General features: G+C 58.4%; 12 protein-coding genes. 1 reads left to right on the top strand and 11 read right to left on the bottom strand.

What is annotated here, in order from left to right; genetic code table 11:
• Positions 1–139: 139 nt before the first annotated feature.
• A complete protein-coding gene (locus tag ASQ50_RS00475) occupies positions 140–625 on the top strand; it encodes a MaoC/PaaZ C-terminal domain-containing protein (RefSeq protein ID WP_058089678.1) in 486 nt (161 codons plus the stop codon).
• Positions 626–637: 12 nt separating this feature from the next.
• On the opposite strand, the gene ASQ50_RS00470 is transcribed toward ASQ50_RS00475, so the two are convergent.
• The 11 genes from ASQ50_RS00470 to ASQ50_RS00420 all read right to left on the bottom strand — a co-directional run bounded on the left by ASQ50_RS00470 (position 638) and on the right by ASQ50_RS00420 (position 11,524).
• Positions 638–1,585, bottom strand: coding sequence for an AgmX/PglI C-terminal domain-containing protein (locus tag ASQ50_RS00470; protein WP_058089677.1), 948 nt, complete (start codon positions 1,583–1,585; stop codon positions 638–640).
• Positions 1,578–2,066: an ExbD/TolR family protein gene (locus ASQ50_RS00465; protein ID WP_058089676.1), complete on the bottom strand. Its 489-nt coding sequence runs from the start codon at positions 2,064–2,066 to the stop codon at positions 1,578–1,580. The genes ASQ50_RS00470 and ASQ50_RS00465 overlap by 8 nt, the downstream gene beginning before the upstream one ends.
• Positions 2,063–2,593 carry an ExbD/TolR family protein gene (locus ASQ50_RS00460; RefSeq protein ID WP_058089675.1) on the bottom strand — a complete coding sequence of 177 codons (531 nt, stop codon included), beginning with the start codon at positions 2,591–2,593 and terminating at the stop codon, positions 2,063–2,065. Before ASQ50_RS00460 ends, ASQ50_RS00465 begins: the two co-directional genes overlap by 4 nt.
• 42 nt (positions 2,594–2,635) lie before the next feature.
• The gene (locus ASQ50_RS00455) at positions 2,636–3,283 is read right to left on the bottom strand and encodes a MotA/TolQ/ExbB proton channel family protein (RefSeq protein ID WP_058089674.1); all 648 of its coding nucleotides are present in this window, start codon (positions 3,281–3,283) and stop codon (positions 2,636–2,638) included.
• A gap of 25 nt (positions 3,284–3,308) precedes the next feature.
• Entirely contained in the window at positions 3,309–3,644 is a 336-nt protein-coding gene (locus ASQ50_RS00450) for a hypothetical protein (RefSeq protein ID WP_156509965.1), read from the bottom strand.
• Positions 3,641–4,132 carry a tetratricopeptide repeat protein gene (locus ASQ50_RS00445; protein ID WP_058089673.1) on the bottom strand — a complete coding sequence of 164 codons (492 nt, stop codon included), beginning with the start codon at positions 4,130–4,132 and terminating at the stop codon, positions 3,641–3,643. Before ASQ50_RS00445 ends, ASQ50_RS00450 begins: the two co-directional genes overlap by 4 nt.
• Positions 4,125–6,917, bottom strand: coding sequence for an outer membrane protein assembly factor BamD (bamD, locus tag ASQ50_RS00440; RefSeq protein WP_058089672.1), 2,793 nt, complete (start codon positions 6,915–6,917; stop codon positions 4,125–4,127). Before bamD ends, ASQ50_RS00445 begins: the two co-directional genes overlap by 8 nt.
• A complete protein-coding gene (locus ASQ50_RS00435; RefSeq protein WP_058089671.1) occupies positions 6,914–8,557 on the bottom strand; it encodes a tetratricopeptide repeat protein in 1,644 nt (547 codons plus the stop codon). The genes bamD and ASQ50_RS00435 overlap by 4 nt, the downstream gene beginning before the upstream one ends.
• Before the next feature lie 6 nt (positions 8,558–8,563).
• On the bottom strand, positions 8,564–9,043 hold the full coding sequence (locus tag ASQ50_RS00430) for a hypothetical protein (protein ID WP_058089670.1): 480 nt from the start codon (positions 9,041–9,043) through the stop codon (positions 8,564–8,566).
• A gap of 437 nt (positions 9,044–9,480) precedes the next feature.
• Positions 9,481–10,659: a vWA domain-containing protein gene (locus ASQ50_RS00425; RefSeq protein WP_058089669.1), complete on the bottom strand. Its 1,179-nt coding sequence runs from the start codon at positions 10,657–10,659 to the stop codon at positions 9,481–9,483.
• A 22-nt stretch (positions 10,660–10,681) separates the two neighbouring features.
• Complete coding sequence (locus ASQ50_RS00420) at positions 10,682–11,524, bottom strand: AAA family ATPase (RefSeq protein WP_058089668.1); 843 nt, start codon at positions 11,522–11,524, stop codon at positions 10,682–10,684.
• Positions 11,525–11,540: the final 16 nt, after the last annotated feature.

The raw sequence follows: 11,540 nt of genomic DNA, 5'->3' as shown, positions 1-11,540 counted from the left end.
AAATCAACCCGACAAAAGTCTCAGCCTTAAAAAGTCGGGAGAGAATAGCAGTTTTGTTAACGATGAGGTAGTTTTCAAAGCGTTAAACGGTACAACTGTATACCCCTTTCAAACACTTCTTCCGTCACCGGAGTCTGTGATGAGCGACACCCTGGATACCCTTGAAAATATTACCTATGACGAATTGAACGAGGGCGATTCTGCCACCTTCACCCGGACACTGACCGAAGATGAGCTGGTATTGTTTGCTGCGGTTTCAGGCGATGTGAACCCGGTACACCTGGACTCCGAGTTTGCCGCGGAGTCCATGTTCAAGGAGCGCATTGCCCATGGAATGTGGAGTGGCTCTCTGATTTCTGCCGCACTGGCCACGGTCATGCCCGGCCCCGGCACCATTTACCTTGAGCAGAGCCTGTCGTTCAAGCGCCCGGTCAAACTGGACGACACCCTGACCGTCACCCTCACCGTACTGCGCAAAGAACCGAAGAATCGCGTGGTACTCCAGTGCGATGTGCGCAATCAGAATGACAGCCAGGTGGTTACCGGCGAGGCGAAAGTCATCGCCCCCACCGAGAAAATCTCACTGCAAAAGCCACGCCTGCCGAAAATTACTATCGAAAGCTGAGGTCGGATTCTGTCAGCCCGGGAGGAAATCAATCGGGAACCGAACCTTCCGGGTTTCGACATTGTCTGCGCCAAAGTTGAACATCTGTACCCGCATGGCAATGCGTTGCTCCAGGGCCGGGTTACCCAGCTCAGAGCTGACGACCTGGCAGGCAGATACTGAGCCATCCGGCTCTATCACCAACTCCAATGTGACCTTTCCTTCAAGCGTCGGGTCCTGTCGCAGTTCCCGCTGGTAAAGGGCATAAAGCACACTTTTCTGGGTATCGAACACCTGCCGTATATTGCTCATGGCCCGCTCACCTACCGAGGGCCTGCCTTGGGTCGCCGGGGCAACCGCTACGTCTTCCTTAGGCGCAGAGACGGCTTGCACCGTCTGCTCTGCGAGCGCCACTTCCCGGGCTGGCCCCTCACGGCTCTGGACGCCGCCACTGCCGGCTAACACCCTGGAGCGGTCGTCTTGCGATTGCTGCACCTCTGCCTGTACATCACCAACGTTGGCGGTCCGGTTCTCGGGCCGGGCTAACGGCTCGGGCGCCTTCAGTGCCGCAAGCCGGTCTTTCATGGCAAACAAACCAGAACGTGCGGCATTTTCCCGGGCCTGCTCGGCCGTCTGCTCCGGGGGTGCCGATACCCTGGGTTCCGGACGGGGTTCCGGGTCGGCCACAACGGGTTCGGCCTCTGCACGCTCGGGTTCAGGCTCTGGCTCTGGCTCTGGCTCAGGCTCTGGCACCTCAACTACAACGGGTTTTGGTGCCTCCACCAACTGCGCCAACCGCGGCGGAATGCGCTCTGCTTCCGACCGTTCCGGTTCAGGGATTTGCAGAGTGGGAATAATCATGGCCGGCAACAGAAACAGCGCAAGCATGACCGCAAGTATCACACCGAAACGCGCGCTCTCCCGTCCATCACTGCTCCAGGGAAGGCGGGAAATTTGTGTGCTTGGCTTGCGTTCAGCCATTGCGCACCTCCGCCTCTACCGCCAGCCGTACCTGTCGGAAATCCTCGTCCACGCAGGTTTGCATGATCTTGCGCAGTAACCGGTAGTCGGTCTCCTTCCCCGCCATGATGGTGACTTCCAGGCCCTGGTCTGGCACTTCCGCCCAACGGCCCCGGCGATACGCCAGCTCTTCAGACAATCCCGCTATGTGGGTGTCCGAGGCCTCAATACTGTCCAGCCTTGCCACTTCCCGGCCCTGAACCAGAATAGACCGGCCACTGATCTGCACGGTCAGATTCTCCACGGCTTCTTTCTCCGCCGTCGACGTGGGCAAAGGCACGTCTGCCGTATTCTGCATGACCTTCACATCGGAGGAATTCACCATCAGAAAGAACACCAGAATGGTGAAGATATCCATCAGCGACACCAGGTTCAGGCCACCGGCCTTGTGCATCCTGCCGTAATGGCGTTGGCGCAGACGAGCGCGGCGTGATGCCTTCATACTCCACCTCCGCCTGCTTCCGGGGCACGCTGAGCCAGGGCGCGATCTTCGCCTGCATCCATCAGGGACACATCGGGGAACAACTCAGCCTCCACTACGCTGGCAGCAACGACTGCCGGGTAAGAGCGGACTGTGTCCATAACGGTTACCAGTGTCTGATAATCCACATCCGGGCCTACTTCCAGGGTTACGTCGGTCTTTTCGGGCATACGGGCCTTGATCTGCTGGAGAACAGTGCTGAGCCCCTGGTAGTCCTGGCCCCCATCCTTGACCGGAAGCACTTCAATCAGCCCACGCTCACTGTCGGCCACTTCCAGGCCACCCGGAATAACAGTAACCACCAGCCGGAAATTTTCAGAGGCTGGCGCCTGCCCGGCTTCCATCCCGGGAAAATTCAGCTCTATCATGCGGATCTGGGTGAATACCATGCCCAGCAACAACACCGGTACCAGCACAATCATCAGGTTCAGAAACGCGGTAATGTCCAGATCCGCCTGAGCCGTCAGCCTGCGATGTCTGCGTCTCATATCGCCATACTCCTGTTTACACTGGCTGAAACACGAGGTGCATCAGGCGGCTACCCTGCCAACGTCGGGATCTGACACCATATTCAACAGCTTGACCCCGGCCATCTCGAAGCTGTCCACGATTTCATTGGTGCGGGTTTGCAACAGGGCATGGAACAACAGCAAGGGAATGGCGGATATCAGGCCAAACGCGGTGGTGTTCATGGCTACCGAGATGCTTTCCGACAACAGGGTGGCCTTCTCGGCGGGATCGGCTGCGGCAACGGCGGTGAACGCCGCGATCAAGCCAATGATGGTGCCAAGCAGGCCCAAAAGAGTGGCCACATTGGCCAGGGTTGCCAGGTACTGAGTGCGCTTTTCCAGGCGCGGCAGTACTTCCATCAAACCTTCTTCCATGGCGTATTCGATATCTTCACGTCGGCTGTTATTCAACAACCGGGAAATACCCGCCCCGAGCACCGAGGCAATGGCACTGTCGGAACTGGCTGCCGCCTTCATGGCGCGCTGGTAGTCCCGTTTTTGCAGCGCGGGCAGAATACCGCGCTCAAACGCCAGACGATTTCGCCGCCGCACCGACCCCAGATACAGAAACCGCTCAAGGGTGATCGCCAGCCCCAACGCCAACACAATGGCAATGGGGTACATAAATGGACCGCCGTCCTGAAAGAATCGAATGATGGTATCGAGCATGCCTTTGTCTCCGTTTACTGCAGGGTCACGGTTGGCCCGGACCGGCCGCATTCACGGCTGGCTTCAGGACCAATGGGTTCAGGGATTCCCGGAACTGGCGATGATTCTCCAGCACCTGAGGGGAAAGGGGTTGGTTAAGCTCCGGCGCCTGGCTATTGAGCTCTGCCCTGGGCCTTCTGGGCAGCGTCGGGTTCTGCCAGGGCAGAATGTAAAGCACCCTGGGGTCATCGTCCCCCACGCTGGCAGACAAACCGCTCACTGTCAGGGCCGATTGCTCCCGGTCTTCGGCGGCGGCCGCCTGGAAAAAACCACTGGCCAGCACAACAATGCAGAGGCGGAGAAGATTCCGGCCGATGCTCATTGCAGCCTCCGCTCAAGGTCGGCGATCCAGCCAGCAACCAGCTTGTCTTCCTCGGCGGTCAACGCCCGGTATCGCTGGTAATGAACCAGCGCCTTATCAAGATCCAGCAGATAAAGCTCACTGATCACCGCCAGGTTGTAATGCAGCTGAGCAACCTCCGGAGCCGCCTCCACGCCCTGCTCCAGCAGGTTGGCCGCGTCCCGGAAACGGTTTTGCTGTTTCAGCAAAAGCGCCAGGTTATTGACCGTTGTCGCGTCGCTGGGGTCCAGGGCCACCGAGGTCTGCCAGGCCTTGATGGCCCCAGGGATGTCGCCGTTCTCATGGGCGTTCACCCCCTTTATGGCCCACTCTCTCGCCTGTTCCGGTGAATGCACAGGCTGCACCGCGGCCCGCTCGGGGGTTTTGCCGGGGCCAGTAGCGCAAGCGGTCAAACCCACCAGCACCGAGATGATCAGGGCACGTTGCGCGTAGTGAAAACCTCTAAGCACCTTCGTTCTCCTCCATGTTCCAGCTCATCCAGCGAAGTTCACGGTCGTAACGCCCCGGGTGCATGACGGCCAGCGCCTCCAGGCTCTGACCAATCCATTCATCAAAACCCTGGCTGGCAATGCGCCCGTGATTTCTGGAATGCAATTCCATTGCCCGCTCTTCCAGCGGCCAGGCTTCTTCTTCCAGAAGCATCTGGTATTGCATGGCTTCCAGCTCATTGAGTTCTGACGGTACCTCAGAAGCCATTAAGTCTGCCGCCAGGGTGCGATAGAGCTCGGCCCTTCGGTATAGCACCTCTGATGCCACAGTTTCTCCGGCAAAGGATTCCGCTTCGAGGAAATAGGCCTGGGCCTGCTCCATTGCCTTTTGCTTGCGTTCAAGTGCCCGCTCCAGGGGATGTTCCAGGCGGATGCCAGCAAATTCCTGAGCCGCCGAAGCACCCAGGGCCAGCGCCGCCTTGCCGGCCCACAGCAGGGTTTCTTCCGAGTGCCACTGGCTCGCGGCTTCACGGGTGACCATCGCTTTCTGCTGACGCACGGAATCAGCACCGGATTCAATCAACCTCTGGCGCATGGTTTGCTGCTGCACATGGTCAGCCGCCGCATCTGGATCCGGAGCAACCGCCAGCCAATCCACATACAGGGCATTGCGCTCGGGCAATTCACCGGCCTGGTGGTAGAGCGCCGCAGCGCGTAGCTTCAGCGGCCAGGGATCTTGCGCACGTTCAGAGGCAGCCATCAGTTCACCGGCTGCTTTCAGAGGTTGGCGGGATTCGTGGTAGGCGTAGACCAGCTTTTCACTGACCTCTTCCGTGAGCTCATGGGCCGGGTAGTCGAGCCGGAAACGGTTCAGCTCGTTAATGGCCGTTTGCCATTCAGCAGCCTTGAGCAATGCATTACTGGCATCAAAGCGCGCCCGGATGGCAATCTCGGAATCGGGTAAAACGGAATTCACGCGCTGAAAATGGGCGACCGCCACGGCAGTGTCGCCACTGGCCGCCGCTTTCTCTCCCTGCCGGTAGATGGCCGTCGCCAGCTGCTCACGAATCTGCTCCGGTTCATCCTGAGTCGTGGCCAGATCAGGCGCGCTGCCCACCAGCATCAGCGCCTGTCGCCAGGCCCGCTCTTCCAGCCCGTACTCCCCCGTCCTCTGACGCACCCGCGCGGTCACCAGCCAGGCGGCATAACGTTCTTCGTTATTCGCCGACTCAAGAACCAGTGTCGAGCGCGCATAAGCCAGCGCCTCATCATAGGCACCAACCTCGTACCAGCGGTTTGCCAGGTCAGCCCTCAAACCTGAAAGCCTGGCGTCCTGCGCAAAGGTATTGCCGAATTGTTGCTCTTCACTGGACAACTCCGCCAAGACGCCTCGGTATGCACCGGCAGCGCTCTCCTCAAGGGTCGATCTCAACACCTTGATAGCAGCCCAACCGGCCTCGGCCGCATCGGCGTATGGCTGGCCGTAACCCCGAGCGCCGTAAGCGGCGCTGCGATAGTTCTCCAGAGCCTTGTGACGATTGCCAGCCTGTAACCGGGCGTCGCCGGCCAGATGCAACAGTTTGCCCGTGTCGCCGGAATGGCCTGCAAGTGCTTCATAGTAGCCAGCCGCACTGGTCCAATCCTGTGCGGCGTAATGGTAATCCCCGAGGAAGAGCGCATAGTCCTGCCAGAGAGCCTGCTGTTGGCCCTTCAACTCTTGATACTCTGGCTGTGATTGGTATCGGGCCACATAGTCTGCCCTGGCTTCGCGAGCCTTGACGGTGTTGCCTGCCATCCGCCAGTAATCCACACTCTGGGCGAGGAAATCCGGGGCGGCTGGATGCTCGGGGTAGTTCCCGGCAAACGCCTGGTTGATGCCAACGGCCAGATCAAAACGCCCTTCAAGGGCATGCAAATCTGCCAGCCGGTCGTAAAGCAGATGCGGCCAGGCCACTGGCGCTCGGTTGCCAAGCCACGCGGCCAATGTCGCAGAGTTGTCAGTCCGGGCGGCCATCAAAGCCAGCACCCGAAAACTGTCTTCAATCATGTCCAAACCAGTCTGCGGCGGATCCAGCAACGTGGCTTCGCTGGGCAGGTGTTGATCCAGCAATGCCATAAACGTCTCCGCCGACCGGTTCCAGGCCGCGGGCCCCTGTTTGAATTGGCTCCAACCCAGCATGTAACGGGCTTTCATGGCCAGGTCCTGGTGACCGTCACCTTCAATCAACTGCCGATACCCGGTTTCCGCTTCCTGATACTCGCCGGTGTTATAGGCAGCTTCGGCAATCCGGAACCGGGCTTCCGGCACCAGTGATGAGCGAGGGTACAGGCCCACCAGCTGTCTGAGTCGCTGGATGGACTCTTCATGCTGTCCAGTCAGTGCATGGGCTTTGGCCATCTGATAGAGCAACTCGTCGAGTTTTCCGGAGAAGGAGCCACGGGCCAGGATGCTCTCATAGCTGGCCAGAGCCTCTTCATAGACCGCTGACTGCTGCTCATCCGAGAAGCCGATATCCTGGCCGGAACGGTCTCGGATGTTATTGAGGCGATTCAGCGCATCAATACGGACTTCCGGTTCGTCGGACTTCTCGAACAGTTTTTGATAGCGACGAGCCACTTCTTTCGGCGAAATTGCAGGCAGGGGGCGGCTTTCAAACTTGAGAAACACCGGGCGCATATCGCCCAGGGTTTCGCCATCCCTGCCGAGTTCCACACGGAAGGATTCCTGGGCCGCTACGTTCCCACCTTGAATTGCAGATATCAGGATGACAGCGAGCGACAACCGGCGCATAAATTGACGATTCATCGGGCAGCCTCCCCGATGTTTTCCAGCGCGAGATACTCGTAGAGGTGCGCAATCTGTTGTTCGGTTTTATCCAGGGAGTGGGCCATACGCTGCTGTTCAGCAGCGACCAGGGCCAGCGCCTTTTCATCAAGGTAGTCAGCAGCCCGGGCGCGGGCTTTGCTCACACGAGTCTGCAGGCTGGAGATCTCGCCCCGCAATTGCCGGGCCTCGGCAAGGTTGTCCCGCAACTGCTCTTGCCTGCCGGCTTCACGACGGGGCAAGGACGACAGACGCTGCCCCCCAGACTGAAGCAAACGCTGCAGCTGCCGGAGCCGGGCGATGTGATTTGCACTCAATGGGCGATCCGTAAGCTGTTCAAGTTGCCGCGTTAACGTGTCTTGCTGCTCCTGCAACGCGGCCAGTTGGCTGCCCCCACCACCATGATGGTTGTTTTCCAGGGCGCCGATAAATACATCGAGATCATGCTTGCTGCTCTCCAGGGAGAACGCCAGATCATCAAGCCGGGCTACCCGGCGAACCGCCGCCTGCCCCTCGGCGCTCTCAAGGAAGCGAAGGAGGTAAGCCAGCCGGGGCTGGGTCAACGTTCGGCTGTCGGCAAGGAACCATTGGGTATCAGCGCCCCGAGCGTCTGCCACCAACGCCTTGTAGGCACCTTCAGCACGGATTCGCTCTGCGAGCTTACCGAGCGTTACCCGCTCCCCTTCGTAAGCTGCGCTGGCAGCAAGCCAGGCTTCACCGGCCTGCCCCGGATAACCCGCCAGATCGTATCCACGGCCCATTCCGATCCAGGCATCGGCCACCCCGGGAAACGCCAGCGGGAATTTCTTGGCACGGTGCCAGCTCTGCATCGCCGCCCGGTGATTGCCCTTTTCGGACAGAGCGAAACCATGCAGGTACAGGGCCTGGGGGGTGTAATAGCTCTCCAGAGAGACTTTCTCAAGGAAGTCAGTGGCCTTGTCGTAATCCTGATTGCGCACAGACAAATAGCCTGCCCGGAGATAAAGCTGATCGCGCAGATCCGCGCTACGGGCACTGTCGGGGTCTTTCGCGGCCATGGCCATGGCAACCCTCAAAGACACGAGGGCCCTTGATGGATCCAGGTCATCCCGGGCGAAATCGCCCGCCAGGTTCATATAGCCCACTGCGGCCCAGTAACCGTTGTCCATACTGGCAAGGTATTGGCCGGCACGATCCGTTTTCCCCTGCTGCCGCTGTGTTTCCGCAAGGTTCAGCAGTGCTCTCTGGCGCACCTCGCCAAACCCGGTTCGGGCAGCCTCCTGATACCACTGCACTGCTTCGACCTGATTACTCTCCGCCTCTGCCAATCGGGCAAGCTCCAGAGCGGCATCGGCGCGATGAACGTTGCTGCTGAACACACGCTCCAGCAACGGTTTCGCCTCGCTGGTCTGGCCACTGGCCAGCAACACTCGCGCGCTAAGGTAGTCGGCGGAATCGCCTTTGACCTGGCCAGCCAGAGGAATAGCCTGTGCGATATTCCCGGTGTCCAGCGCAAACCGGGTAACACCAGCGGCCAGCTCTGTCGGCACAGATTCCGAGGCTCCTGCCTGAGGCACCGCCAGGGTAAAAAGCACCAGCAAAGCCCGGGCAGCGCAATGAACGGTGCGAACAGGTCCCGTCATGATCGGCTACTTCCATTCCTGGAACGCGACTTCCGGCTCGTAGTCCGGAGCCCGGGCATCAAGATTCATCTGCAGCCGCAAAGTACCGGGACGTTTATCAAACCGGTGAACCACCTCACGGCGGACAAAGCGCTTATTGGCAGCGCGGGCGTTGATCACCGTCTTCAGCTGGTGGTTGCCGTCAGCCATATTACCAACGAATAGCTGCTGCACCCCACCCTGCTCCAACGACGTTCGCTCCGTGGCGCTGTATAGATGGGACGCTACGGGCTGATCGTTGATAAAGAGTTCAACAGAATCAAGATTGAGTGCCTGCCGGTTCCCCAGGGTCAGGAATATCGAGACACGGGTATCCACCGGGTGCAGCAAGCGTTGCTCAAGGGCATGCACCGATGCCGAATGACGGGTAACGTCCGCTGTCAGGCGGTCGATTTCATCGTCCAGCGATGAAGCTGAAACAGAGCCGAATGCCAGTGCGGCGATCATTCCGGATATCCAAAGCCCCTTGCTCCCTGGGACAATCCGGCAGTGTTGTGATTTTTGTTTGCCGAACATAATTTTCCTGCCGTGCGATCTCGGGCCCCGGCAGAACCGGGTGCCGTTACAATTCGAAATAAAGAGTAACACCCGCTAACAACCAAGAACGGTATCCAATTCACCAAATGAAACTTTCGCCGGCAGTGGCGTAGGAATAAGTGTCGAGTTATTTGACAGAACAAAAGGCGGGAACGAAGAGGGCCAGTGGATATGGCCGAACTAAAAAGGTAACCAGTTGATAATCAAAGCCTATTTACCAGTGGCCCAAGGCTTGCTACGGGGAAAGCGGCGGGAGCGCCTTCTGGCAACCCCCGCTTGAATATGCCGAGCTTTGCCGATGCCCTCAACCGCATCGGCTTTTTTTGATCCACCCACCTCGAACAGAACTACTTGCTCAGGTGTTTCATGGCGGATTCAAGCCCCTCAATGGTCAGTGGGTACATATGATTATTGACCAATTGCTTGGTTATGCCCAGCGAACCACCGCTACCCCAGTAACTTTCCGGTAGCGGGTTCAGCCAAACCACCTTGCGGAAATGCTCCGACACCCGCTGGAACCAGGTGGCGCCGGCTTCTTCATTCCAGTGCTCGATAGACCCACCGGGATGGGTAATCTCGTAAGGTGCCATGGTGGCGTCCCCAACAAAGATAACCTTATAGTCCGGGGTGTACTTGTGCAGGATGTCCCAGGTGCTCAGGGTCTCATTCATGCGGCGAATATTGTTCTTCCACACACTCTCATAGATAAAATTGTGGAAGTAGAAATACTCCATGTGCTTGAACTCAAGCCTGGCGGCGGAGAACAGCTCTTCACATACTTTGACGTGCGGGTCCATGGAGCCGCCGACGTCGAAGAAGATCAGAACCTTCACCGCGTTGTGCCTCTCTGGCACCATTTTCAGATCCAGGTAGCCGGCGTTGCGGGCGGTGGAACGGATGGTGTCATCCATATCCAGTTGATCTGCCGCCCCCTGTCGAGCGAATTTACGCAACCGGCGCAGGGCCACCTTGATGTTGCGTAGCCCCAGGGTGATGCTGTCATCGAGATCACGGTATTCCCGTTTTTCCCAGACCTTGACGGCCCGGCCGTGGCGGCCGTTCTTCTGGCCAATCCGGAAGCCTTCAGGGTTATAGCCATTGGCACCAAAGGGTGAAGTACCGCCGGTGCCGATCCATTTATTGCCGCCGGCATGGCGCTCGTTCTGCTCTTCCATGCGCTTCTTGAAGGTATCAATCAACTCCTCAAGGCCACCCAGGGACTCAATCTTGGCTTTCTCTTCTTCGGTGAGGTGCTTCTCGAACTCGGCCCTTAGCCAGTCGTCAGGAATCAGGGCTTCGAGCAGATCGTCCAGGTTCTCGATGCCCTCAAAATACGCCTTGAAGGCCCGGTCAAACTTGTCGAAGTGCCTTTCGTCTTTCACCAGGCACACCCGCGCCAGGTAATAGAACTCCTCCATGTCTGCGAATGCCAGGCGCTGCTGGATAGCTTCCAGCAGGTCAAGGAACTCTCGCAGACTGGCCGGAACCTTGGCCCGGCGCACTTCGAGGAAAAAATCGATCAACATAAAGCGAAACTCTTGCCAGAGATCAGTTGCGGCGACGTGCCATGAACGCCAGCTTCTGCAGCAGGTGAACATCCTGCTCGTTCTTCACCAGGGCGCCATACAGAGGCGGCAGTGCAGAACTGCTGTCCTTCTCCTGAAGCGCCTTGGCAGACAGCTCATCGGCCATCAGCAGTTTCAACCAGTCAATCAGCTCCGAGGTGGACGGCTTTTTCTTCAGCCCGGGCACCTTGCGAACATCAAAGAAAACTTCCAGGGCATCACGCACAACCTGTTGCTGCAGACCCGGGAAGTGCACATCCACGATGTCTTTCATGGTGTCGTGGTCCGGGAAGCTGATGTAGTGGAAGAAGCACCGGCGCAGGAAAGCGTCTGGCAGCTCCTTTTCGTTGTTACTGGTAATGACCACAATCGGGCGTTTCTTCGCTTTCACGAATTCCTGGGTTTCGTATACGAAGAACTCCATGCGGTCGAGTTCCAGCAGCAGATCGTTCGGGAACTCGATGTCGGCCTTGTCGATTTCATCGATCAGGAGCACCACCTGCTCATCGGCCTCGAAGGCCTCCCACAACTTACCTTTGACGATGTAGTTGCGGATGTCCTTGACCTTTTCATCCCCCAGCTGGGAATCGCGAAGGCGGGATACCGCATCATATTCGTACAGTCCCTGTTGGGCCTTGGTGGTGGATTTGATGTGCCAGGGAATCAGACGCATACCCAGGGCGGTGGCCATCTCTTCCGCCAGCAGGGTTTTTCCGGTGCCGGGCTCGCCTTTGATCAGCAACGGGCGCTGGAGCGCGATTGCTGCGTTTACAGCCATCTGCAGGTCATCGGTGGCTACGTATTTATCGGTACCGGTAAACTTCATGTGTCTGTTTCCTGTT

The sequence above is a fragment of the Marinobacter sp. LQ44 genome (genome assembly GCF_001447155.2).
Classification (GTDB): domain Bacteria; phylum Pseudomonadota; class Gammaproteobacteria; order Pseudomonadales; family Oleiphilaceae; genus Marinobacter.
Note: the sequence above shows the minus strand (reverse complement) of the source record. Positions and strands in the feature narration are given on the sequence as shown.

What these genes read in the sequence shown, in the direction of transcription:
- ASQ50_RS00425 (WP_058089669.1), bottom strand. Translation starts at nt 10,659, where the DNA reads ATGTTGATCGATTTTTTCCTCGAAGTGCGCCGGGCCAAGGTTCCGGCC.
- ASQ50_RS00450 (WP_156509965.1), bottom strand. Translation starts at nt 3,644, where the DNA reads ATGAGCATCGGCCGGAATCTTCTCCGCCTCTGCATTGTTGTGCTGGCC.
- ASQ50_RS00420 (WP_058089668.1), bottom strand. Translation starts at nt 11,524, where the DNA reads ATGAAGTTTACCGGTACCGATAAATACGTAGCCACCGATGACCTGCAG.
- ASQ50_RS00470 (WP_058089677.1), bottom strand. Translation starts at nt 1,585, where the DNA reads ATGGCTGAACGCAAGCCAAGCACACAAATTTCCCGCCTTCCCTGGAGC.
- ASQ50_RS00455 (WP_058089674.1), bottom strand. Translation starts at nt 3,283, where the DNA reads ATGCTCGATACCATCATTCGATTCTTTCAGGACGGCGGTCCATTTATG.
- ASQ50_RS00460 (WP_058089675.1), bottom strand. Translation starts at nt 2,593, where the DNA reads ATGAGACGCAGACATCGCAGGCTGACGGCTCAGGCGGATCTGGACATT.
- ASQ50_RS00430 (WP_058089670.1), bottom strand. Translation starts at nt 9,043, where the DNA reads ATGATCGCCGCACTGGCATTCGGCTCTGTTTCAGCTTCATCGCTGGAC.
- bamD (WP_058089672.1), bottom strand. Translation starts at nt 6,917, where the DNA reads ATGAATCGTCAATTTATGCGCCGGTTGTCGCTCGCTGTCATCCTGATA.
- ASQ50_RS00465 (WP_058089676.1), bottom strand. Translation starts at nt 2,066, where the DNA reads ATGAAGGCATCACGCCGCGCTCGTCTGCGCCAACGCCATTACGGCAGG.
- ASQ50_RS00475 (WP_058089678.1), top strand. Translation starts at nt 140, where the DNA reads ATGAGCGACACCCTGGATACCCTTGAAAATATTACCTATGACGAATTG.
- ASQ50_RS00435 (WP_058089671.1), bottom strand. Translation starts at nt 8,557, where the DNA reads ATGACGGGACCTGTTCGCACCGTTCATTGCGCTGCCCGGGCTTTGCTG.